We start from the raw sequence: 23,034 nt of genomic DNA on the forward strand, positions 1-23,034 counted from the left end.
TGTCCACTTTTAAAAATGGTCACAATTCATTTCTTCTATTAGAAAGTATTCGGTTTTTCTAATCGTTTTTAATCCAGTACTGTTAATTTAATTTTAATTGATGACTGTTTATTTTTATTTAATACAATTTGAACTTTTTATGTAGTTTTTAAAATATATTAAATAAGCGTGTTGTTGATTTCTCCCATAGGAGTCGCGTACCCTTTGGTTCCAATCTTTATCAAAGCCTAAAAAACTTATTAAAAGATCAAAAAACAAAGACCTCTGAATAGAGATCTTTGCGGGAAGATAAATTTTAATAATTGGCTCTGTTAAAAAAGAAGATTGATTTTCCATTCCAGGTACTTCGCTTTCCATGGGGCGTGACTTGAGCCTCCTCGACAAGCCTTTNNTTCCATTTCAATTAGTCTCGAATTTAACTAGAATCAACAATTAATATTAACAGAGCCTAATAATTAAATATTCAAACTTAACTAATTTTAACTTTCTTTTCTAAAGGTTTCATAAATCGAGTAATATAATTTAATGATTTTGTTCCATGAACTAAGCGATATATACTTGTGATCACAGATAGTAATGTATATGGTTTGTATGCTAAGTATTTTGATTCCCATTTGTTTGCAAATTTACTTTTAAAGGTTAATAATCCTTTAAAGTTATAAATTGAATTTCCGTATTTAAAAATCATTTTTGCGGATTTTTCAATAATTGATGAATTTGAATCAAGTCCCACATTTGCTAAAGGGGCCATACCAAGGCTACAACTTTTAAATCCATTTTCTTTTGCCCAAAACATAATTGAGACAAAAAGCATATCCATCGTACCGTATGGTAATTCCTTTAAATATCTCATTAAATCAATTGTGATATTTTTTTCTTGGATCGGTAATGTTGCAAATGCAATTACTTGACCATTTTTATCCCGTAAGATTCCTACAGGGAAATTTGAAACATAATCATAATGGAATGAACCAACTGAAAAAGACAATTCTTCTCTTCCATTTAACCACTCATCCGAAACTTCTTTTAGTTCTTGAAGGAGATTTATAGAATGTCCAGGCATAGCCACTTCAAATTGATAGCCTTGACGAATAAATTTGTTTCTTTTTGTTCTTAGCTTAGCTCCTTTTTTACCTGCAATTTCGAAAGCATCTAGTTCTACAACTGCTTCTTCTCCTAACTTTAATACTCGATAACCGGCTTTTTCATACAATATTATTGATTTTTCATCTATTTGATAAAAGCATGGAGTACATTTTATACTCTTGCAATAATCTTCAAATTCCTTTAATTTTTCAAAAGAAATCTCCCCGATTGGATCACATAAAACAACTAATTTATTACTCTGTTTACGATAAATAAATGCGGACTTTTGGTCTTTTGAAAGAAATACTTTTTTATCACCGAGTAAACCTAAATGGGTTAATGAAGTTCCACCAGTCGTTTGTATAAGTTGTTGAATAATCTCAATTGTAGTTTTATGATTTGATTCTTTTAAAATTTGTTTCATAATACCCCCAAAATAAAGAGTCAATTTCCATCGCAATTTCTATTTTACAAAAAATAATTCTTCATGGGTATCCATTCATTAATTTTTTTTAATAATGTATTATTTGGTAATATGTACCCCCTCCTGTATAATTCAATTTATTAAATAAATTGGATGTGAGAACTAAATGAATAAGAAAATCGGTTTTATTGGTTGCGGAAAAATGGCACAAGCTATGATAGGCGGATTAATCGAATCGAATGTAATTGAAAAAAATCAAATCTATGTAAGTGCAAGGTCAAATGAGACACTTGTAAAAATTAAAGATTTATACAATGTTCATACTTTAAATAATAATGTCGATTTAGCACAACAGGTTGATTATTTGTTTTTAGCAGTCAAACCTGATTTATATCCAACAATTATTGAAGAAATTAAAGAGGTTGTTTCAAGTAGTACAGTAATCATCACAATCGCTGCTGGAATTACTTTAGAAGGTGTTGAAAAATCATTTGGTAAAGAAGTTAAAATTGTTAGAACAATGCCAAATACCCCTTCGTTAGTTAGAGAAGGTATGAGTGCACTTTGCCATAATCAAATTGTTACTGAAAACGAGCTAAATGAAGTAATGGAAATTTTCAATAGCTTTGGAAAATGTGAATTAGTAAATGAAAAATTAATGGATGCAATCCCTGCAGTTAGTGGTTCTTCCCCTGCGTATGTTTACTTAATGATTGAGTCTTTAGCAGATGGTGCAGTATTACAAGGGATTCAACGTAACCAAGCATATAAACTAGCTGCCCAAGCCGTACTTGGTGCAGCAAAGATGGTACTTGAAACTGAATTACATCCTGGAGAATTAAAGGATCAAGTATGTACCCCAGGTGGCGCAACGATTGAAGCAATTGCAGAATTAGAAAAACAAGGCTTCCGCTCATCTATTATTTCAGCTATGGAACGTTGCACTGAGAAATCAATATCACTAGGGAAGTAGGACGTTCACAACTATGTGAATGTCTTTTTTATGTCCAAAAGCCGCTAACTTACTAATAATAAAAAAAGCTGCCGAGATTTACTCGGCAGCCTTTACTCCAAATAGAGTGATTATGATTATTTTGCAGCTTTTACAGCTTCGATTGCCGCTTCATAGTTTGGATGAGTTGTACCTTCAGCTACGTATTCAACGTAAGTAACAACGTCATTTGAATCTACTACGAATACTGCACGAGCTAATAAACGTAATTCTTGCATTAATACACCAAATGCTTCACCAAAAGATGCATCACGGTGATCAGATAAAGTATGTACATTTTCTAAACCACTAGCAGCACACCATCTTTTTTGTGCGAATGGTAAGTCCATAGAAATGGTTAAAACTTCTACGTTTTCTACGTTTGATAATTCTTCGTTAAAACGACGAGTTTGTGCATCACAAATACCAGTGTCTACAGAAGGTACTGCGCTAATTAAACGAACTTTACCTGCTGAAGCTTCTAAAGTTACTGGGCTTAAATCATTTGCTAAAACAGTAAAGCTTGGAGCTTTTTCTCCTACTTTTACTTCTTGTCCAACAAGAGTTACTGGATTGTTTTTAAATGTTACAGATGCCATGATATTTCCTCCCAAAATTACAAAATGTTCACAACATTTATCTTACTGGAAGGACACCTTGAATGCAATTAACTTTACTTAAATTTTAAATTTAATCTATTTCTGTTTCAATATCTTCATCAAGAATATCAGAATCATCTTTTTTCTTCATATATTTTTTTACTTTTTCTAATGCTTGTGGCGTTAAGTCCATTAGCTTTTCAATTAAATGCGTATTTTGATCTAAATGAAGAAGTTTAACTCCATCTTTACTTACAATTAAAAATGCAATTGGAGTAATTGATGCACCACCACCTGTACCTCCTCCAAATGGATGTGGACTTCTTACTTCAGCTTGTTTAACACCATCTACTAGATGATAATTTCGAAATTCACTTCCACCAGCTGCGAATCCAACTCCCACTTTTGATACAGTTAAGATTAAACTTCCATCAGGCGTTGAAATTGGATCACCAATAATTGTATTTACATTAATCATTGCTGATAAGTTTTCCATTGCAGCGTGCATTAAGTCTCCAATAGGATGTTGACTCATTGTTAATCACCTCTAATTAGTTTCGATTGGATGTGTTGCTCTAAAGTCTTTTCTAGTTTTTAAATAAGCTTTCAGTAATAATAATCCCGCAATTACTGCCTTTCGTACCGAAAATGAAAAACGGATTTTACCAGTCGTTTCCATTACGGATGTATAATAGTTCGGCGTGATATCGATCGTTGGCGGATGATGCAAAACCGTGAATTTCTTTAATAAGTTTTCAAAAATTCCAATTGCACTATAAGCTGTTCCAATAGATATCCCTGTTAAAGCAGAATTTCCGACTCCGAAATGAATATGATAAGTTAAATTGTAAATTTGTACAGAATTTAAAAATTTTGTAATGATAGTATGTCCGTTGGAGTATAAATTTATGAAAAAATCAATTTGTTGCAGAACAGATAAATCTCTTTTTTTCTCTAAATCCGACAAGTCTTCCTTTACTTCTTTCGGTCTTTTTAAAGGAATGGTGAACGTAAAGTGCAATAAGTTTTTCAATATAGAGAGTTTAACATTCATAAATCGTTCTTCATTTGTATAAACAGTATTAATAGTGACCCTCATTTTTATAAAAAGTACGAAAAAAATTAACAGTAAAATAACGATCGCAATAAAAATTAGAATAGAGTATATATAAAGCAAAAAACCACCCTTTTTTGTAACAGTATGGGCAATCCAACATCTGAATAAACAAAAAGAATGGTAAAAATACATACCATTCTTTCAAAGTAGAGAAATATAAATTTGTTATATTGATGAATGCGAACACTTTGTGGATTTTAATGGTAATTTACTGAAACCATTGATCGATCAGTATATTTTGTTGATCTAAAAAGGGAAGTTATTAATAGTAATTGGGACATTGCCTCTTACTTCTCTTGTCTTTTATACACACTATTTCCTCGGCAAATCGTTTCATTACATTTTACATTTAGAAGTTTATCTTTATCTAACTCAAAAGGATTTTCATCAAATAAAACAAAGTCAGCCGTGTAACCTTCTTTAATTAAACCTCTTTTGTCTTCATGACCGAAGGAAGCTGCACTGTCAATCGTATACAGTTTAATTGCTTCATATAAACTAATTGCTTCGTCGATATTATATGCTACCCCGTTTTTTGCTTTTCGAGTAACTGCAGTATATATACCTTGCCATGGATTGATTGTATCAATAGGAGTATCAGATCCATTCGCTATTGCAATTGATTCAGTTAGTAAGGTTTTCATTAAAAATGCATATTTGTTTCGATTTTGACCAATGCGATCAATCAACCACGGATAATCTGCATATAGGAATGATGTTTGTACATCTACAACGATATTTAATTCTTTCATTTCTTTAACTAATTCCGGTGATAAAAGTGAGCAATGAATCAATCGATCTGGTAGCTTACCTTTATTAGGATATTTCTTAATGACATCTATTCCTTGCTTTACAGCTAGATCTCCAATCATATGAAATGCAATTGGAAGTTCATTTTCACGTGCTTTTTTTGTAATGACTTCTAATTTTGCAGGAGAAGTCACTTGCAAACCTGATTGGCTATGATCGTCTTCATAAGGTTTTTCTAAAAGTGCAGTCCGCCCACCGAATGAACCATCAATAAATGCTTTTACGCCTCCAAATGACACATTCTTATTACCACTATGTAATCTTCCCTTAACTTCATCTAATGTCGTATGATGAATTAAAACATGTGTATGGAATGGAACTTCATTTAACAATTGTTCATATAAATCAATGACTAAATTTGCATTACCATAATAGGATAAGTCCTCTGTTACCGCTCCAACAATACCGTATTGATAGCAATCTTTAATTGCCGATGTAATTGCCTTTGACAAATACAGATCATCAGGTGCTGGCATCGCTTTAAGGATTAAATTAACAGCTTCATCATACAATACCCCATTTAAACGACCATCCTCAAAATACCCAATTTGTCCTCCTTGAACTTGTACTTCTTCATTTATTTTTGCATTACTTAGCGCTACAGAGTTTACAAAATAGACATGTCTACAAGTTCTTTTTAACACAATTGGATTGGTGCTCGATAAATTATTTAAATCATCAATACAAAAAGTTGCTTTTGATTCCCATTCGTTTTCGTTCCACCCTTCACCAACGATCCATTCATTCGGATGCGAATCCCTAACAGCTTTTTTCATACAATTAAGCATCTCGCCATATGTTTGACACTTTGATAAATCTACACGATTCATCGCTTCACCATGGCCTATTAAATGTAAATGACTATCAATAAATCCTGGAAAGCCAATTTTGCCATTACAATCAATCGCTTCAAATTGTTGACCATCTAAATAAGAAAGGAGAGCTTCATATGTACCAGTTTTTAAAATCAATTCACCATCAGTAATGATTGAGTCTACAGTTTCCCCTTCACCTTCCATTGTATAAAATAAACCATTATGCCAAAGCTTCTTCATTTCAGCCACCATCCGTCCATTAAATAAAAAGTAGTTTTCGTAGTAAAAAAAAGAAATTGTCTTTAAACAAAAAAAAGAGGGAATTTTCCCTCATTTTAACATAAGTATTTCATTAATTCGATTCTCGTAATTGTTCCATCGCACGTAATTCTACTCGACGAATTTTACCAGATGTTGTTTTTGGTAGTTCTTGAACAAATTCAATTTTACGTGGATATTTATATGGAGCAGTTATTTTTTTCACATGTTCCTGCAGTTCCGTAACCAACTCTTCTTGATTAGAAGTATTTTCAGTTAATACAACAAATGCTTTTACGACATTACCTCGTAATGAATCGGGACTAGCAACAACTGCACATTCTTTTACAAGCTTATGCTGTACTAATGCATCTTCTATTTCAAAAGGGCCAATTGTATAACCTGAACTAATAATAATGTCGTCACTACGTCCATCAAACCAATAGTAACCATCCTCATCTTTCTTAGCCCGATCACCTGTTAAGTAATATTCACCTTTTCTTTGAGCTTTTGTACGCTCCATATCATTATAATAATGCTTAAATAATGCCGGTGAACTTAAGTGTACCGCGATATGCCCCACTTCATTAACGCCAACTGGATTTCCTTCGTCATCTACAATTTCAACTAAGTTCCCTGGTGTTGGGATCCCCATCGAACCAGCTTTCGCTTTAATATCCTTCATCGTGCCAATTAATAATGTATTTTCAGTTTGTCCATAACCGTCTCTTACATCAACATTATAATGTTTTTTAAATGTGCGAATGACTTCTTGATTTAAAGGTTCACCAGCAGATACAGCACTTCTTAATGCAGGTAATTGATATTGATTTAAATTTTCGACCTTTGCCATAAATCGATATTCAGTTGGTGTACTACAAAAAACTGTTATATTTTGCTCCTTAAGCATTGTTAAGAAAGTTCCCGCATCAAATTTCCCTTCGTAAAAGAATCCTGTCGCTCCGCTACCTAGCGTAGCTAAAAATGGACTCCAAATCCACTTTTGCCAGCCCGGTCCTGCAGTCGCCCATACCGTATCATCTTCAGTCACATCTAACCAATTTGATGCAACTGTACGAAGATGTGCATATCCCCAACTATGAGTATGAACTACACCTTTTGGATTTCCCGTCGTTCCTGATGTATATGAAATAAATGCTAAGTCATCACTTTTTGTTTCAACAGTTAATACGTGAGCTCCACTAATCGCTTGATCATTCAATGAAGTCCACACAGTTTGTTGATTATGAATTGTAAATAATTTATATTGACCACTTTTCGCTATCTCACTAAATGTACCTATATATTCATCATGCGATACAATCGCTTTTACATCACTATGTTCGAGTCGGTATTGAATATCTTTAACAGTTAACATTTCTGAACCCGGGATCACAACGCATCCTATTTTTAAAATGGCTAAATAGACTACATAAGTCTCAACACATCTTGGCATCATTACAAAGAGTTTGTCCCCTTGGATAATGCCACTATTTTTAAATGTAAAAGCATATTGGTGAACTTTATTATATAGTTCTTTATAAGTTATCTGATTGGCCTCTCCATTTGAATCAACCCACTTCAAGGCTACTTTATCTGTTGAAGCAAATTTTTCAATTTCCCATACTAGATTATATACTTTTGGAGCTTTTAAACTTGTTCCGTTCATCTTAGTTAGTCCTCCTTTTGATCATTACTAAAATTATATTTTGAATTTTGCAAAATAGAATAATAATGGTTTCGTTAATTAGATAGCCAATTCCTGCTATTTTTCGACTATTTTTCAGAAAATTTAAACAAAAATTCACAAAAAAATAAACTATCTAAAAAAGATAGTTTNNGCGGAGTTACCCTAAACGGTAATGAACACCGCTCAGCAGGCGAAGTAACGAAGAAAGCCAACGTTTGGCGGGCAGTCTGAAACTATCTAAAAAAGATAGTTTTTAAAACAGGCTATTTTCCATATTTGTAGATTTATGATCCCTAAATATCACTACCAACCGTAATACTATATGTACAAGTAAATAGTTCATTTGGTTCTAAAGTTTGTATTCCCAATCTGTCTTCCATTTCTTTAACTGCTCCATTTTCATCTGCAATTCCATACCAAGGTTCAATACATAGAAAAGGAGCGACTTGAGTTGTCCATATTCCCACATAAGGAAAACCTTCAAAATTAACTTTTATCATACTACTGTGATTTTTTGAGCGAATTGTAATCACATTTTTATGGAGTTTTTCGAATATTAACGCATCATCCTTAAACAGTTCTCGGGTTAAAGGTAAATTCTTACTATTTTGAGCGATTAGTTCTCTTTTGCCATTTCGATAAGGTCCTTCTAGTTTAATTGTTTCTAATATTTCTGCTTCTTCAAATTGTAAATAATAATCCTCAAAAGTTTCACCCTCCTTTAGAGGAATATTAAACGCAGGATGAGCACCTATTGAAAACGGCATTGATTTTTGGTCATTATTTGTTACAACATATTTAATAAAAACAGTATTCTTCTTAATTTTATAATTTATATTTAATGAAAATTGAAATGGATATTTTAAAAGCGTTTGTTCACAACTTTTTAATTCATAGTTGATTTCATCATCCTTTATTTCAGTTAGTTGAAAATCCATATCTCTTGCAAAGCCATGCTGAGAAAGTTCGTATACTTTGTTGTCCACTTTATATTGATTATCAATCAATTTACCTACATTAGGGAATAAAACAGGTGCATGTCTCCCCCAATATGCTGGATTAGCATTCCATAAAAAATTTAGATGATCTTTTTTTGTATAGATACCTGTCAATTCTGCTCCCTCAGATTTAGTTGTAATTTTAATCAATTCATTTTCAATGTATGTCATGAACAGGCCTCTCCTTTAATTTTTTGCTTCTATTATAGCAAAGATTTAATTCCAATATTAAATCAATAGAAAAGAGGTAGGTTTTACCCTACCTCTTCATCCATAATTATTTAAATTCATTATTTTGAATATCCACCAAGGCTTTGTTCAGCCATTTGTACTAAACGTTTTGTGATTTCACCACCAACAGAACCATTCGCACGAGAAGTAGAATCTGGGCCAAGTTGTACGCCAAACTCTGTAGCAATCTCATACTTCATCGCGTCTAAAGCTGCTTGAGCACCAGGCGCTACTAATGAATTACTTGAATTATTTCTATTTGTCATGTGTTGTCACCTCCTTGTGAGTATAGAGTGTGATAAAACACATGACTTCATACATAATTTAATTGGTAATTTTTAGTAACTCTTTATAAAAGGGCGTCGATATCGATTTCTTCTTCTTTATTTGACGACTGATTTCGAATCATTTCGTTCTCAAAAATGATTGATTCTCTATTAACAACAGCTTCATTAATTAGTTCTGTAAAGTCAAATCGACTTTCGTAACGAGCTACTTTGTCACGTTTTGGTTTTGTAGTTGGATTAGCTGGCGTAAATATAGTGCAGCAATCCTCATATGGTCTAATACTGATATCATACGTATCAATTTTTTTAGCAATATCCATAATCTCTAATTTATCCATCGCTAATAGTGGTCTTAAAACTGGATAATTCGTTACTTCATTGATTGTATGCATACTCTCCAAAGTCTGACTTGCCACCTGACCTAAGCTTTCACCAGTTGCTAAAGCTAGTGCTTTGCGATTTACAGAAACTTGCTCAGCAATTCTAAGCATAATTCGTCTCATAATTGTCATCGTGTAGCTCGCAGGCATCTCTTTATGAATTGCTTTTTGAATTTCAGTAAATGGAATGACATGTAAAGTCACTCGTCTACAATATCTTGTTAGTTTACTTGATAGGTCCATTACTTTTTGTTTTGCACGATCACTTGTAAATGGAGGACTTTCAAAATGAATCGCTTCAATCGATACACCACGTTTTAATAACATATAAGCTGCAACTGGACTATCGATACCTCCAGATAGTAACAACATAACTTTTCCGCCAACTCCAACTGGATATCCGCCTGCACCATATTCTTCTCCACAAGTAATATAAGTCGCATCGTCTCGTACTTCTACTCGAACAGAGACATCTGGATTATGTACGTCTACAGTTAAGTTTTCTGTATTCTGAAGTATATATCCACCTAACTCACGATTTAACTGTGGCGTATTTAAAGGAAATTGCTTATAACTACGTTGTACGTTTACTTTAAACGTTTTAACACTATCCCTTAGTTCATTAATCGCTTCAAGAGCACCTACTTTAATTGCCCCTAATTCAGTATCAACTTTTCTAGCAAAACTAAACGTATGAATTCCAAAAACTTCTTTTAAGTTTGCAGCGACTTTCTCATGGTCCTCACCATTTAATTTTATATACATACGATCACGAGTTGCAGTGATTTTAATTTTTTCAAAAGCTTTTAATCGATTTCGAACATTTTCTCTTAAAATACTAGTAAATCTACCTCGATTTTTTCCTTTTGTGGTCATTTCTCCATAACGAATTAAAATGTATTCTACATTCATGCTGTTACCTCATAACTTTATATAAATTTTTAATTACTTCTTTAATTATTTTATTAAACTGCTCTACTTCATTCATCGTATTTTCATAAGAAAGACTAATTCTAACAGCACTGCTCGCTACTTTCTCGCTTTTACCCATACTTTGTAATACACGGCTGATTTCAAAAGTTTTGGAAGAGCATGCTGATTTTGTAGAAATAAAAACATTTTCTTCAGATAGAGCATGGACAATTACTTCAGGCTTTAATCCTATAAATGAAATATTTATGATATGAGGAGCAAAATTTGATTGTGGCGAATTCATCACTGCTCCGTCAATCATTTCTAAGTGTTGAATTAGCTCATTTCTCATATTCATTAGATGATTTTTCATCGTTTTTTGTTTTTCTAGCGTAATTCTTAAAGCTTTTGCCATCGAAACAATTCCAGCTAGATTTTCCGTTCCTGAACGAATCTCTCTTTCTTGCGAACCACCTGTCATTAAAGACGATAATGTTACACCATCTCTAATATACAAAATCCCAGTCCCTTTTACACTGTGAAATTTATGGCCAGAAATAGTTAATAAATCGATCGCAGACTGCTTAATAGTTAACGGAACTTTTCCAATCCCCTGTACAGCATCGACATGGAAAAATACCTTCGGATAATCCGTTAATAATTGTCCGATTTCATTTATGGGTTGAATTGCTCCTGTTTCATTATTTACATGGATAACAGAAACAAGTATCGTATCATCTCTTAATGCTCCTTTTAGCTCCTCAACAGAAATAAAGCCATCTGCGTTTGGAGTTAAATAGGTTACTTCAAATCCAAGATCCTCTAACTGTTTATATGCTTCATAAATTGACGGATGTTCAATTTCAGTTGTAATGAGATGTTTCCCTCTCAAGCGGTGCATCATGGCAGTACCTTTTATAGCTAAATTATTACCTTCAGTTCCACCTGATGTAAAGATGATCTCGGATGGCTGAACCGATAAAAGTTCTGCAATTTGGTTTCTAGCTTTTGAGAGTAATTGCTCAGACCTCCCACCAAGTTTATGGATCGAAGAAGGATTTCCAAAAAACTGGTCTGAAACAGTAATATATGTGTCTAATACCTCTTTATAAGGTTTAGTAGTAGCACTATTATCAAAATAAATCATAATTCTTCCGTAACCTCCATATTGCTTGAGTCCATTTTTCATTATATCTGAAAACAGACGAAACCCCTAAGATTTACATCTATAGGGGTAGTGTGTACTTTTGTTCATTTAGTATTTCTTGTAATTTATCGATAGCACCAGGTTCAATTTTTTCAATTGAAACCGCAGCTTCTTCTAGCGCTTCATTATATTGAAACTCTCTAAATAACTGCTCTGCCTTGTCCATCGACATTGCAATTTGTACGTTATTACTTCTATAGCGATTACCATATTGTATCACTTTTTCAACGAAATAACCTTGTTCAATCATATATTTCGTATCTTTATAGCAATCATTCACAGCAGATGCTGCTTTTTCTAATAAAATTGATACTTGAGCCATTTTTAAAGGTTTTTTCTCTAACTCTAAATAAACAATTTGCATACTTTCTTGAGCATCTTGTATAAGTTTCATAGATGAAATAGGCATTCCAGGTAAGTTAGAAATTTGTACAAGACGTTTGACCTCTAACATTAATCGTTTCATTTCAATTAATTGATCACGAGCTTGTAGTTCATCTTTCCGAAGCGCTTTTAACATTTCAACATACGTTAAATGAGATGCCTTAACATCTTCCATTTGTTTCTTCAGCAAATCCAATTCCTCTCGAATTACTGAAAATGCAATATCTTGTTCTGCCACACGAATCTGCAATAACTCAAAACGTTTCGTAATGATATTTACTTGTTTTTCAACCATTTTTTGAGTTTGAGTATCTTCATCACTTAATTCATAAATTTGCTGAACTAACTGAGTTTCTTCTTTTGTATTTAAATTATCTTCACGGATTCGTTGAATTTCTTCTTGAGAAGTCCAAATTTCTTTTTCTACTACAAATTTACTTTCAACTTCTCTTTCTAATAAATCATAAATTGAATCGACTTTTTCTTTTACAAATTCAAGCTTTTCATTCGCTTCTGTAATATCTAACTTTTTAATCAGTTCGACACAGTCGATACAGATCTTTGAACATTCGATTGTTTCATTTTCTAATCCTTCAAAATCAAGCGCATATCCTTCCGCTTTCATTTGCTTTAATCCATCTGTTAGATTATGTATTTGAGAAGGCATTGTAGTTGATGATTCAATATATAAATCTGGTATGATTTGCATACTTGCTTTTAATATATTTACTTGATCAGTAATTTCTTTAACTAATTCTCTTGCCTCTAAGTAATTTCCATTTTCAGTTATTTCGTTAAATAATTGGACTTGTTGTTTTATATCATCCATTTTTTGTTCTAACTGAGTTTCGGCAATTGAATATAGATGGCGATGGGTTAATAAAAGCTTTCTTTGCTCAAGATACTCTTGATTTAGCATTTCAATATCAGAATTATTTTGTTCTTCACTACCTACTAAGTCACTTACCTCATTAAGAATCTTTTCAACACTTGACTCTGCTTCATTTAAGCGTCCTTCAATTTCACTAATCCCTGCTTTTGCTTTCATGAAGTGGTACTTGTTAATGGACTCATCAACTTCGTAAATTGAATCAGATACTTTTGGTAAATAACTTGTAACTAGTTCATCCCAATCAGTTCTCCATTTTTCAAAAAGCTCTTCCGTTTGGCCAGTCATATTTAAGGCCTTAAGTTTAGAAAGTTCATCTGTAACGGGTGTACCCATTAACTTCATTCTCCACGCCTCAAGTTCATCAAGTCTTTTGAATAAACGTTGTCGAATTGTTAAGGCTACAATCATTAATGCGATAACAATACTTATTACGGCTAAAATTACATAGAATGCCATTTCCCTGATGTACCTCCTCTACAAGCCATCTGAATCTATTTATCTGTACATTATTTTTTCGAATAATAACTCGCTCTTTATATAGGTCATAGTTAATAATAACATGATAAAGTTGATTTTTGGCTTAATTTTTTCAATTTTTTCATATTTTTATCAAACTATAATAATTGTTGTAAAACCTTGTAGAAATCTAAGATTTTCAATCAACGAAAAACGCCTCTTCATTTGATTTCTCATAATGAAAAAGGCGATCTTTCAGGATGATAGTTCGACTCTACTAATCAAACTTTCGTCCATATCTAATAGTGATTCAATCCACTTCTCTACATATTCTTTATATCTTTCAAAGAAATACAGATCATTCTGCTGAATATACAATACTTCATTTAAGTATCCAGGAAATAAATATGGTGTTGAAAGAAATGATTTTAACTGCACGAAAAAAACTGAAAATGGGATCGTTACTTTTGCATTTGCAAGACGAATCGCATCATAAATTTGAGTAAATGTATAACGCTCTCTAGCTAAATACGTCATCATGATTTCACGAATAAAAACAGAGTCAATTGTTAGCTCTCTGTAAAAAATTGAAGCATATTCTTTTTTTAAATAATAATAATTAAGTACGTCTTCTACTAAATCCTTTAAAATTAATTTTGCATTTTTATCATACATTAATAAACAGTGTTTATCTAAAATTTTAACGTATCCTTCTAAAAACTCAACTATGATATGTTCAAGTAATCCTTGTTTACCTTTAAAGTAATATGAAATCGTTGCAATATTTACATTTGCTTTTTTTGAAATATCTCTGACAGAAGTACCATGGTATCCATTAACTTTAAATAACGTAAGCGCTGTCTCGATGACTTTTTTCTTTGTTGCAAGTTTATCTTGCTCCATACTCGTCACCCTCTTCTACAACATCAATAGCTTAATTAATTAGCGAAATTTTGTTAAATCCCTCTACAAATCGGTCGACAAAATTACCAGTATTCTTTCGAAATATGCTATGATATTTCACATAAAATAGGGAAAGGGGTCTACAAATGTTCCAAAAAGTCGAATATTCAGGTACGAAAGAACAACAATATACTACTCTTACAGCTCAAGTTAAAGCTTTAATAGATGGAGAGCATAATTTAATTGCCAATTTAGCAAATACATCTGCATTATTAAATCAATTTTTACATCAAATTAACTGGGTAGGATTTTATTTAAAAGATGGAGATCGTGATGAGTTAGTATTAGGCCCATTTGTAGGTCTTCCTGCATGTGTACGTATACCATACGGTAAGGGAGTTTGCGGTACAGCTGCTCAAACAAAAACAGTTCAAAGAATAGATAATGTACATGATTTCCCTGGACACATTGCTTGTGACGCTGCTTCAAATTCAGAGATTGTTATCCCTGTAACCCATAACGGAGAAGTAATTGGTGTATTAGATATCGATAGCCCGGAATTCAATCGTTTTGATGAAATTGATCAAAAATATCTTCAAGCAATCGTTAATTTAATTGAAGAAACAATTAGATAAGATCGTTATCAAAAAGAAATCCTCTCACTAGGATTTCTTTTTTTATCAACTTGTGCCTCTATAAAAACAAACCATCGAAAGACAAGTAATTAATGTGACAAATAGTGAAATTATTAATTTTTTAAAAAAATTTTTATCACAACTAATCTCATGCTTATTACTTTGCAACTGTTTTAAATAAAAACTGCCCTTGACTATTTTATACTATCTAGTTATAATATTCTTTGTGTAAAATAACGCAGCGTTGTAAGCACAGGCTTGATATTTATTTTGTTCCTCTACTCATTTAGAGGTGTCATCGCGTAACTCTGGCTGCTGGAGCGAGGATACATGAAAGCAAAATAAACTGACTGGGGCTACACGAACGTTTTTATTTTACTCCAAAATAAAAACTAAAGGAGGAGACACTCAATGTCTCGTTATACAGGATCTACTTGGAAATTATCTCGCCGTTTAGGCATTTCATTAAGCGGAACAGGTAAAGAATTAGAAAAACGCCCTTACGCTCCAGGTCAACACGGACCTAACCAACGTAAAAAATTATCAGAATACGGTTTACAATTAACTGAAAAACAAAAATTACGTCATATGTACGGTGTTAATGAGCGTCAATTCCGTCGCACATTTGATATCGCTGGTAAATTAACTGGTAAACACGGTGAAAACTTCATGATTTTATTAGAAACTCGTTTAGACAACCTAGTTTACCGCATGGGTCTTGCTCGTACTCGTCGTGCTGCTCGTCAATTAGTTAACCACGGTCACATCATGGTTGATGGTAAACGTGTAGATATCCCATCTTTCCGTGTGAAAATTGGTCAAACTATCAGCTTACGTGAAAAATCACAAAACTTAGCTGTAGTTAAAGAAGCTGTTGAAGTTAACAACTTTGTACCTGAGTACATCACTTTCAACGCTGACAAATTAGAAGGTACTTTCAACCGCTTACCAGAGCGTTCTGAATTACCAGCTGAAATCAACGAAGCTCTTATCGTTGAATTCTACAACCGTTAATCATATCGCTTCTTAAAAAGCGATGAAAAACCCTCAATCAAATCAGATTTGATTGAGGGTTTTCTTTTTATTACGTTAAAAATTCTAGAATTTAAAAAAGCCCTCGACTTTACTCGAAGGGCTACTTATGCGGAAATGAGAGGTGTATTAAAATAACTTTTTTATATTATTTTAATTTCACTACCGCTAGGTCATGTTGCATTGCATTATTACCATTCTGAGGATCAAATGCAATGTCACTTAGTCCAAATACATTCACTACAACATCTCGATCTTTCGGATGAAGAATTCTAATTTCATAAGCAAATAGAGCTGGTGAAAGTTGGAAGGATCTAAATGTTCTATATTGATTTGGTGGAATTACTACTGTTGTTGGGTCAACCATTGGAATAATTACTGGTGAACCACTTGACCAGTCAAACATTAAAACACTCACAGAACGAGCGTCATCCGGGTCAACATTAAGAGCTTCTACTGTTAAAAACTGAGTACTAGAATGTCTTCTTAGTACGCCAGTTGATAAAAATTTTGCCATCAACGTCACTCCTTTCATATTATTTGGACAAGCAAATCCATATAATATAAAATGTTTCATTTAAAAAAATGAAACGGACATTGGTACAATTAATTAATAGATTTTTTTAAAATGATAAATAGCCTACTATTAATTAAATTTGTTTATAGTAAGCTGCTTTCAAAATAGATAAACATTCTCTAAAATATGCTGTAGGTATAATTACTTTCGGTGTTCTTGCTGGAAGACCAACTACATTTAAACCTTGTTTTTTAGCTAGTTTTAAAGATCGAAATAAGTGGTAATCATTTGTAACGACAATCCCTTTTGCCTTGTCATTGTTAATGAGTTGTTTAGAGAATTTCATATTTTCAAACGTATTTGTTGATAAGTCTTCTTTTATAATTCTTTCTTCCCCAATTCCTAATTTAATTAATTCCCTCTTCATACATTCGGCTTCTGATATTAATTCATCGTTTCCTTTTCCGCCTGAAACAATAATTTTTGCGCTATTATTCTCCTTAGCATACTTAGCTGTAGTTTCAATTCGATATCGTAAAGCTCTAGTAGGCTTATCCTTCTTCAAACCAGCACCTAGGACAATAACATATTCGGCATCTTTCGGCACTTTATGCTTATATTGCATAAAACTATTTACGCCAATAAAAACGATACAGAATAAATAACTTACTATTCCAATGATAATTGTATATGTAACTATTTTTAAAAAGCTCATTACCAATATCCCCTCAAATCAAATTAATTTACTTTTAATTTTATCGAATAATATAGTAGATTTCATTAAAAATTAGTATGTTACATAATTCTTTAACATTTTTATCGTTATTACAAATAGAAAAATCCCTTATACAAAGAGTATTGGATACCTTCTCTTTCGTATAAGGGATTGATTCAAACTACATTATTTATTCAATTATCTAGGATACTTATCGCCCATTGGATTATGTTGATCCTTAGAAAGCCTCTTTTGATGAGCTTTCGTTTTTGCATCTACATGATTTGCATCACTTGGACGATTTTTCTTTGAACCACCTGCTGCATGACTCATTTTTTTCCCTCCATTAACCAGTTCGTACAAAAACTAGTTTACGTAGAAACAATTTGTTTATGCGGCATTTTTCGAACTTTCACCTTTATTTTCAACTTCTAACCCTTTGCCGATTACAGCAGCCAAAATACTAAATAAAGGGGTAATAAATAAAACAAATGAAAACGGTAAATAATCGATTACAGGTACTCCTAATGTTGCAGCAAAAAATGCTCCACTTACACTCCAAGGAATGATTGGATTAAAAAGTGTTCCTCCATCCTCTAATGCACGCGATAAGTTTTTAAGTGGGATATTTTTTTTGATAAATACATCCTTTAATAATTGCCCAGGAAGTAGAATTGATAAGTATTGTTCTCCCGTTAAAAGATTTACACTCATAGCAGATAATGTACTTGCAATAACAATATTCCCTTTACGTTTCAAATTAGATAGTGACTGTATTAATGTCTCGAATACACGTAGCTCTTGTAATAATCCACCTAAGGCAAGTGCAATAAATATTAATGAAACTGACCACATCATCGATTGTAATCCTCCGCGGTTAACAATCGAATTAAGCATTTCATTTCCTGTATCCGTTTGGAATCCATTTTGTAATGTTGCAAACACTTTCTCAAGCGTAATATCTTTTTGAATGAAGAATGCTAAAACTAAAGAACTAACAATACCTGCTGACATTGTTGGTAAAGTTGAAAAACCTCTAAATGCCATAATAAAAACAATTAAACACGGAATCAATAATAATGGATTAACTTCAAAGTTAGATGAAATTGCTTTTTTCATTTCTGTTACTTGCGTCATATCCGTATTACCATGACCCATACCGATGATTAAGAATAAAATAACCGTAACTATTAAAGCTGGAATTGTTGTATATGCCATGTGTCGAATATGCTCATTAACTTTTATGCCTAATATACTTGGAACGAAATTCGTTGTATCTGAGATTGGTGACATTTTATCACCGAAGCACGCTCCACTAATAATCGCACCTGCTGCAATTGCTGGTGGAATTCCCATAATATGTGCTATACCCATTAACGCTACACCAACTGTAGCAATTGTTGTAAAAGTACTACCGGTAAAACTAGCAACAATGATTGTAATAAAAATTGCACTTATTGCAAACCATTTAGCTGAAAGTACAGAAATTCCGTAAAATAATAATGTTGGAACTGTACCACTTAACATCCATGATCCAATTAACAAACCGATCATCATTAAGATTAACGTTGGTGACAATCCATTTTGGATACCCTTTTTCATGCCATTTTCAATTTGTTCCCATTTAAATCCTTTAAATAATCCAAAAACAGCTAAGCAAACAACACATAAAAGAAGCGGAATTTGCGGATCTGATTTTAATATAACTAGACAACTAGACATAATTACTGCAAACAGTACGATTAACGTACCTAATTCTATATTTTTCATTTTATATACTCTCCCTTATTTATACATCCATATATACGTGTTCACGAAACTTCACGAATCCAAGTTTCTCATAAAAGCTTCTTGCATTTTTATTATCAATCCAATAATCTAGCTCAATTCTAGATAAATTATTCTCACGAGCAAATGAAGCAATTTTATGGATTAAGAACGAACCGTATCCCTTATTTCTTTTTTCTTCATTAATACTTATCTGATGAACATACCCTAGACGAAAAGCCTTTTTTATAGGTCCCTCAGGAATATTTTTTATTTCAATCCAAGCAAAACCGACTAATTCTTCCTCATCCTTCACTACGAAGAAATGATGATCTGGTTTATCTACAACACTCTTGAAAAACTCAGTTATTTCAGCCAGATTATGAACTTTAAAAAACGTTGGAAATAAATCAGCATGTAGGTTTTGAACACCTTCATTAAGTTTTGCCAATATTCGGTAATCTTTTGATGCAAATATCTCCATGACTTTCACCCTTTCAAAAATAGAGATTGAAAACTTGTTGATTGACGAGCCTTTTAGGCGATGGCAGAGATGTAGTACCTCTTAAAAGTGCAATAAAAAATCGAGGCCCCCCCTATAAAATATAGGGACGACCTCGATCGCGTTACCACCCTAGTTATAAGAAATAAATACTTATAATAGTAAAATTCCTTATCACTCGAATCTGTAACGTAGACTTACGTTCTTCCCTTCATTAGATCAACTAACTACGAAAAGAAAACTCCCGAAATGTAATTCATTTGATTGTGTAGACGAGTTTTCACCAACCACTCGCTCTCTGAACTACTACTAATCAAACTACTGCTTTTTCGTTCACTGTTTGTTCGATATTATAATGTAACCAAGTGGTATTTCTTCTTACCACGACGGATAATGATAAATTGTTCTTCAATTGCATCTTGTTTAGTTAACACTGTTGCAACATCTTGAATGCGATCTCCATTTACATAAACAGCACCGTTTTGAACATCTTCACGTGCTTGTCGTTTTGATGGAGAAATTTTTGCTTCAACTAGTAGATCTACTAATCCTTTTTCTGCTTCACTTAAATTAAATGAAGGTACATCTTTAAAACCTTGTTTAATTTCAGCAGCTGTTAACTCTTTTACAGATCCACTAAATAATGCTTCTGTAATTTTAATTGCTTGATCAAGAGCTTCTTCACCGTGAACAAGTTTTGTTACTTCAGCAGCTAGTGCTTTTTGAGCAACACGTTGTTCTGGAGCTTCATTAAATTGTTTCTCAAGCTCTAAAATTTCTTCTTTTGAAAGGAAAGTAAAGTATTTCAAGTATTTAACAACATCACGGTCATCTGTATTAATCCAGAATTGGTAGAATTCGTATGGAGTTGTTTTTTCTGGATCTAACCAAACTGCTCCACCTTCTGTTTTACCAAATTTAGAACCGTCAGCTTTTGTTACTAAAGGTACTGTAAGTCCGAAAGCCTTTGAATCCTCTTCTGTTTTACGAATTAATTCCATACCAGCCGTAATATTACCCCATTGGTCACTGCCACCAATTTGTAATTTACAGTTATGGTCTTGGTACAATTTTAAGAAATCATATGATTGTAAAATCATGTAGCTAAATTCAGTAAATGAAATACCCGCTTCTAAACGAGAGGCAACTGAATCTTTTGCAAGCATGTAATTTAATCCGAAGTTTTTACCGATGTCACGTAAGAACGTAATGACATCTAATTCTCCAGTCCAATCATAGTTATTTACTACCTTGGCAGCATTTTCACCTTCAAAGCTTAAGAATGGTAATAATTGAGTACGAATTCGCTCACTGAACATTTTTACTGTATCAGCAGTATTTAACGTCCGTTCTGCTTTTTTACCACTTGGGTCACCGATCATACCAGTTGCTCCACCTACTACACCAATTGGTTTATGACCTGCTGCTTGAAATCTTTTTAACATTAACACTGGTAATAAGTGTCCAATGTGTAAGCTATCGCCAGTTGGGTCAAAACCACAGTATAATGAAACAGATTCTTCGCTTAATAATTTTTGAAGACCTTCTTCATCTGTCATTTGATTAATTAATCCACGAAATTCTAAATCTTGTAAGATATTTTCCATTTTTAGCCCACCCCTTTTATCATCAATACGTCGTTTAAACAAAACAAAAAGTCCCTACTGTTAAACAGTAGGGACGAATAATTAAAATCGCGGTACCACCCTAGTTGTAGCTAAAAATGCTAGCTACCTCTCATACAATTAACGGCTGTTAACCGTTCTAATCCTAATTTGCATCTAAACAAATTTCGAAAAAGAATGCTCCAGGGTGTAATTCATGTCAATGTCTGTGCTAATTCTCACCAACCACTAGCTCTCTGATACAATATCATTCACACTACTAAGCCTTTCAACGCTCATTATTAAAATGTTATGAAACATTTATATCACAAATAAAACGATTAAGTCAAATACATAATTAAGTTTTTATTAATTTTACATAAATTCCCATGATTAATTGAATAAAAATGCTTTAAATCAAATAATATGGTTAAATATTAATATTAACACCAAAAAATACATATTTTGGAAATGGAGTGTTTTTTCTTGAAGAATAAAGGTATGTGGATTGCTTTAATTATTGTAGTAGTTCTAATCTTTATGGGTGTTGGAAGCTATAATAGCTTTGTAACACAAGAAGAGAATGTAACGAATAAAATGTCCCAAGTTGATAACCAACTAAAACGTCGTTCAGATTTAATACCGAACTTAGTAAATACAGTAAAAGGATATGCTACACAAGAGAAAGATGTGATTGCTTCTGTAACAGATGCACGTGCAAAATTAGCTGGCGCTCAAACAACAGCTGAAAAAAGTAAAGCTGATCAAGAATTATCTGGAGCTCTAAGTCGTTTACTAGTAGTAGTAGAAAACTATCCTGATTTAAAATCAAATCAAAATTTCCAAGCTTTAATGGATAGTTTAGAAGGAACTGAAAATCGATTAGCAATTGCTCGTAAAGATTACAATGATGCAGTTACAGTTTACAATCAAAAAATTAAAAAATTCCCAGGCGTGCTTGTAGCTGGACCTTTTGGATTCGAGAAGAAGGATTACTTCGAAGTATCTGAAAAAGATAAAGCTACACCTGAAGTTGACTTTAGTGGCGATGGTAATAAATGAGAAAATTCCTCTCATCAATCTTCCTAATAGCATTTCTTTTTTCATTTGCTACTGGAGCAATTGCTGAAATTAAAGTACCTTCACAAGTAGGAGACATATATGTACAAGATTACGCAAATGTTCTCGACAGTCAAGATACTCAAACTTTAATTCAATTAGGGAAAAAATTAGAAGATACTACTTCCGCTCAACTTGCGGTTTTAACAATCCCAAGTTTAGATGGAAATGATATTAAGGAATATGCGAACACAGCATTTCGAAAATACGGTTTAGGTAATAAAGAGAAAAACAATGGTGTTCTTTTGTTATATGCTAAGAATGACAGACAAATAAGAATTGAAGTAGGGTATGGTTTAGAAGGAGTCGTAACAGATATTCGATCTGGAAACATTCTAGATCAAAGTGCAATTCCTTATTTGAAAAAAGGTGAAGAATCCCTTGCGATAACAAACACATACAAATCACTATATAGCGTTATTTTAAATGGGTCTGAACATAATGGTCATTCTAAAACAAGTACTTTGTGGGACAACTTAAAAGTATTCATCATTATTGCGATCGTAATTGCGATCATCATCATTGATATGATGTTCTTTAATGGAGTACTTACATATTTCATCATTAATTTATTACCTGCTATTTTAAATTCATCTGGAGGAGGATCAAGAGGCGGTGGTGGTGGAAGTTCCGGCGGCGGCGGCTCAGATCGAAAGTTTTAACAAAAAAACCATTGGAATAATTAGTCTGAACCCCATTTTTG

The 23,034-nt window shown here is 32.8% G+C and carries 23 protein-coding genes and 2 other annotated features; of the genes, 5 read left to right on the forward strand and 18 right to left on the reverse strand.

The window, feature by feature from the left end; genetic code table 11:
• Positions 1 to 469: 469 nt before the first annotated feature.
• A complete protein-coding gene (locus tag COC46_RS04485) occupies positions 470 to 1,510 on the reverse strand; it encodes a phosphatidylglycerol lysyltransferase domain-containing protein (protein WP_098808555.1) in 1,041 nt (346 codons plus the stop codon).
• Positions 1,511 to 1,676: 166 nt separating this feature from the next.
• Here COC46_RS04485 and proC point away from each other — a divergent pair, with 166 nt between their 5' ends.
• Positions 1,677 to 2,483, forward strand: a complete 807-nt coding sequence (proC, locus tag COC46_RS04490; protein ID WP_098808556.1) for a pyrroline-5-carboxylate reductase — start codon at positions 1,677 to 1,679, stop codon at positions 2,481 to 2,483.
• Positions 2,484 to 2,599: 116 nt separating this feature from the next.
• Here proC and tpx read toward each other — a convergent pair whose 3' ends face one another.
• The 11 genes from tpx to refZ all read right to left on the reverse strand — a co-directional run bounded on the left by tpx (position 2,600) and on the right by refZ (position 14,440).
• Entirely contained in the window at positions 2,600 to 3,100 is a 501-nt protein-coding gene (gene tpx, locus COC46_RS04495; RefSeq protein WP_098119251.1) for a thiol peroxidase, read from the reverse strand.
• 91 nt (positions 3,101 to 3,191) lie between these two features.
• Complete coding sequence (gene ytfJ, locus COC46_RS04500) at positions 3,192 to 3,635, reverse strand: GerW family sporulation protein (protein WP_098808557.1); 444 nt, start codon at positions 3,633 to 3,635, stop codon at positions 3,192 to 3,194.
• A 12-nt stretch (positions 3,636 to 3,647) separates the two neighbouring features.
• Positions 3,648 to 4,277 (reverse strand): DUF2953 domain-containing protein, encoded by a 630-nt coding sequence (locus COC46_RS04505; protein ID WP_176545055.1) that lies wholly within the window; start codon positions 4,275 to 4,277, stop codon positions 3,648 to 3,650.
• 227 nt (positions 4,278 to 4,504) lie between these two features.
• Complete coding sequence (locus tag COC46_RS04510) at positions 4,505 to 6,082, reverse strand: amidohydrolase (RefSeq protein WP_176545056.1); 1,578 nt, start codon at positions 6,080 to 6,082, stop codon at positions 4,505 to 4,507.
• A 112-nt stretch (positions 6,083 to 6,194) separates the two neighbouring features.
• Complete coding sequence (mbcS, locus tag COC46_RS04515) at positions 6,195 to 7,769, reverse strand: acyl-CoA synthetase MbcS (RefSeq protein ID WP_098808560.1); 1,575 nt, start codon at positions 7,767 to 7,769, stop codon at positions 6,195 to 6,197.
• A 314-nt stretch (positions 7,770 to 8,083) separates the two neighbouring features.
• Entirely contained in the window at positions 8,084 to 8,959 is an 876-nt protein-coding gene (locus COC46_RS04520; RefSeq protein ID WP_098808561.1) for an aldose 1-epimerase family protein, read from the reverse strand.
• A gap of 119 nt (positions 8,960 to 9,078) precedes the next feature.
• Positions 9,079 to 9,285 (reverse strand): alpha/beta-type small acid-soluble spore protein, encoded by a 207-nt coding sequence (locus COC46_RS04525; protein ID WP_098119257.1) that lies wholly within the window; start codon positions 9,283 to 9,285, stop codon positions 9,079 to 9,081.
• 83 nt (positions 9,286 to 9,368) lie between these two features.
• A complete protein-coding gene (gene thiI / locus COC46_RS04530; RefSeq protein ID WP_098808562.1) occupies positions 9,369 to 10,598 on the reverse strand; it encodes a tRNA uracil 4-sulfurtransferase ThiI in 1,230 nt (409 codons plus the stop codon).
• Between the two features lie 4 nt (positions 10,599 to 10,602).
• The gene (locus COC46_RS04535) at positions 10,603 to 11,745 is read right to left on the reverse strand and encodes a cysteine desulfurase family protein (protein ID WP_098808576.1); all 1,143 of its coding nucleotides are present in this window, start codon (positions 11,743 to 11,745) and stop codon (positions 10,603 to 10,605) included.
• A 79-nt stretch (positions 11,746 to 11,824) separates the two neighbouring features.
• Positions 11,825 to 13,537 (reverse strand): septation ring formation regulator EzrA, encoded by a 1,713-nt coding sequence (gene ezrA / locus COC46_RS04540; protein ID WP_098808563.1) that lies wholly within the window; start codon positions 13,535 to 13,537, stop codon positions 11,825 to 11,827.
• Between the two features lie 255 nt (positions 13,538 to 13,792).
• On the reverse strand, positions 13,793 to 14,440 hold the full coding sequence (refZ, locus tag COC46_RS04545) for a forespore capture DNA-binding protein RefZ (RefSeq protein WP_098808564.1): 648 nt from the start codon (positions 14,438 to 14,440) through the stop codon (positions 13,793 to 13,795).
• A gap of 146 nt (positions 14,441 to 14,586) precedes the next feature.
• Between refZ and COC46_RS04550 the strand changes: the two genes are divergently transcribed.
• Both COC46_RS04550 and rpsD read left to right on the forward strand, forming a co-directional pair.
• A complete protein-coding gene (locus COC46_RS04550) occupies positions 14,587 to 15,075 on the forward strand; it encodes a GAF domain-containing protein (RefSeq protein ID WP_098808565.1) in 489 nt (162 codons plus the stop codon).
• A 411-nt stretch (positions 15,076 to 15,486) separates the two neighbouring features.
• Positions 15,487 to 16,089, forward strand: coding sequence for a 30S ribosomal protein S4 (gene rpsD / locus COC46_RS04555; protein WP_098808566.1), 603 nt, complete (start codon positions 15,487 to 15,489; stop codon positions 16,087 to 16,089).
• A gap of 166 nt (positions 16,090 to 16,255) precedes the next feature.
• On the opposite strand, the gene COC46_RS04560 is transcribed toward rpsD, so the two are convergent.
• The 6 genes from COC46_RS04560 to tyrS form a co-directional block, all read right to left on the reverse strand.
• The gene (locus tag COC46_RS04560) at positions 16,256 to 16,624 is read right to left on the reverse strand and encodes a hypothetical protein (protein ID WP_255294809.1); all 369 of its coding nucleotides are present in this window, start codon (positions 16,622 to 16,624) and stop codon (positions 16,256 to 16,258) included.
• A gap of 133 nt (positions 16,625 to 16,757) precedes the next feature.
• Positions 16,758 to 17,339 carry a YdcF family protein gene (locus COC46_RS04565; protein WP_098808568.1) on the reverse strand — a complete coding sequence of 194 codons (582 nt, stop codon included), beginning with the start codon at positions 17,337 to 17,339 and terminating at the stop codon, positions 16,758 to 16,760.
• 198 nt (positions 17,340 to 17,537) lie between these two features.
• The gene (locus COC46_RS22570; protein WP_097979132.1) at positions 17,538 to 17,672 is read right to left on the reverse strand and encodes a hypothetical protein; all 135 of its coding nucleotides are present in this window, start codon (positions 17,670 to 17,672) and stop codon (positions 17,538 to 17,540) included.
• Positions 17,673 to 17,729: 57 nt separating this feature from the next.
• Positions 17,730 to 19,109 (reverse strand): Na+/H+ antiporter NhaC, encoded by a 1,380-nt coding sequence (gene nhaC / locus COC46_RS04575; RefSeq protein WP_098808569.1) that lies wholly within the window; start codon positions 19,107 to 19,109, stop codon positions 17,730 to 17,732.
• 19 nt (positions 19,110 to 19,128) lie between these two features.
• Positions 19,129 to 19,590 carry a GNAT family N-acetyltransferase gene (locus tag COC46_RS04580; RefSeq protein ID WP_098808570.1) on the reverse strand — a complete coding sequence of 154 codons (462 nt, stop codon included), beginning with the start codon at positions 19,588 to 19,590 and terminating at the stop codon, positions 19,129 to 19,131.
• A gap of 120 nt (positions 19,591 to 19,710) precedes the next feature.
• Positions 19,711 to 19,954 (reverse strand) — a binding site (T-box leader).
• Positions 19,955 to 19,958: 4 nt separating this feature from the next.
• Positions 19,959 to 21,215 carry a tyrosine--tRNA ligase gene (gene tyrS, locus COC46_RS04585; RefSeq protein WP_098808571.1) on the reverse strand — a complete coding sequence of 419 codons (1,257 nt, stop codon included), beginning with the start codon at positions 21,213 to 21,215 and terminating at the stop codon, positions 19,959 to 19,961.
• Between the two features lie 66 nt (positions 21,216 to 21,281).
• Positions 21,282 to 21,514, reverse strand: a binding site (T-box leader).
• 184 nt (positions 21,515 to 21,698) lie between these two features.
• On the opposite strand from tyrS, the gene COC46_RS04590 reads away from it, so the two are divergent.
• Both COC46_RS04590 and COC46_RS04595 read left to right on the forward strand, forming a co-directional pair.
• Entirely contained in the window at positions 21,699 to 22,274 is a 576-nt protein-coding gene (locus COC46_RS04590; RefSeq protein ID WP_098808572.1) for a LemA family protein, read from the forward strand.
• Positions 22,271 to 22,993, forward strand: coding sequence for a TPM domain-containing protein (locus COC46_RS04595; RefSeq protein ID WP_098808573.1), 723 nt, complete (start codon positions 22,271 to 22,273; stop codon positions 22,991 to 22,993). The genes COC46_RS04590 and COC46_RS04595 overlap by 4 nt, the downstream gene beginning before the upstream one ends.
• Positions 22,994 to 23,034 lie beyond the last annotated feature (41 nt).

Source organism: Bacillus sp. AFS041924 (genome assembly GCF_002577195.1).
Classification (GTDB): Bacteria; Bacillota; Bacilli; order Bacillales; family Bacillaceae_G; genus Gottfriedia.

Bases quoted from the DNA above. Each gene is read 5' to 3' on its own strand.
- thiI (WP_098808562.1), bottom strand. From the start codon at position 10,598: ATGAATGTAGAATACATTTTAATTCGTTATGGAGAAATGACCACAAAA.
- COC46_RS04510 (WP_176545056.1), bottom strand. From the start codon at position 6,082: ATGAAGAAGCTTTGGCATAATGGTTTATTTTATACAATGGAAGGTGAA.
- COC46_RS04580 (WP_098808570.1), bottom strand. From the start codon at position 19,590: ATGGAGATATTTGCATCAAAAGATTACCGAATATTGGCAAAACTTAAT.
- COC46_RS04485 (WP_098808555.1), bottom strand. From the start codon at position 1,510: ATGAAACAAATTTTAAAAGAATCAAATCATAAAACTACAATTGAGATT.
- proC (WP_098808556.1), top strand. From the start codon at position 1,677: ATGAATAAGAAAATCGGTTTTATTGGTTGCGGAAAAATGGCACAAGCT.
- tpx (WP_098119251.1), bottom strand. From the start codon at position 3,100: ATGGCATCTGTAACATTTAAAAACAATCCAGTAACTCTTGTTGGACAA.
- COC46_RS04535 (WP_098808576.1), bottom strand. From the start codon at position 11,745: ATGATTTATTTTGATAATAGTGCTACTACTAAACCTTATAAAGAGGTA.
- tyrS (WP_098808571.1), bottom strand. From the start codon at position 21,215: ATGGAAAATATCTTACAAGATTTAGAATTTCGTGGATTAATTAATCAA.
- refZ (WP_098808564.1), bottom strand. From the start codon at position 14,440: ATGGAGCAAGATAAACTTGCAACAAAGAAAAAAGTCATCGAGACAGCG.
- COC46_RS04525 (WP_098119257.1), bottom strand. From the start codon at position 9,285: ATGACAAATAGAAATAATTCAAGTAATTCATTAGTAGCGCCTGGTGCT.
- COC46_RS04550 (WP_098808565.1), top strand. From the start codon at position 14,587: ATGTTCCAAAAAGTCGAATATTCAGGTACGAAAGAACAACAATATACT.
- COC46_RS22570 (WP_097979132.1), bottom strand. From the start codon at position 17,672: ATGAGTCATGCAGCAGGTGGTTCAAAGAAAAATCGTCCAAGTGATGCA.
- COC46_RS04560 (WP_255294809.1), bottom strand. From the start codon at position 16,624: ATGGCAAAATTTTTATCAACTGGCGTACTAAGAAGACATTCTAGTACT.
- rpsD (WP_098808566.1), top strand. From the start codon at position 15,487: ATGTCTCGTTATACAGGATCTACTTGGAAATTATCTCGCCGTTTAGGC.
- COC46_RS04565 (WP_098808568.1), bottom strand. From the start codon at position 17,339: ATGAGCTTTTTAAAAATAGTTACATATACAATTATCATTGGAATAGTA.
- COC46_RS04520 (WP_098808561.1), bottom strand. From the start codon at position 8,959: ATGACATACATTGAAAATGAATTGATTAAAATTACAACTAAATCTGAG.
- ezrA (WP_098808563.1), bottom strand. From the start codon at position 13,537: ATGGCATTCTATGTAATTTTAGCCGTAATAAGTATTGTTATCGCATTA.
- mbcS (WP_098808560.1), bottom strand. From the start codon at position 7,769: ATGAACGGAACAAGTTTAAAAGCTCCAAAAGTATATAATCTAGTATGG.
- ytfJ (WP_098808557.1), bottom strand. From the start codon at position 3,635: ATGAGTCAACATCCTATTGGAGACTTAATGCACGCTGCAATGGAAAAC.
- nhaC (WP_098808569.1), bottom strand. From the start codon at position 19,109: ATGAAAAATATAGAATTAGGTACGTTAATCGTACTGTTTGCAGTAATT.
- COC46_RS04595 (WP_098808573.1), top strand. From the start codon at position 22,271: ATGAGAAAATTCCTCTCATCAATCTTCCTAATAGCATTTCTTTTTTCA.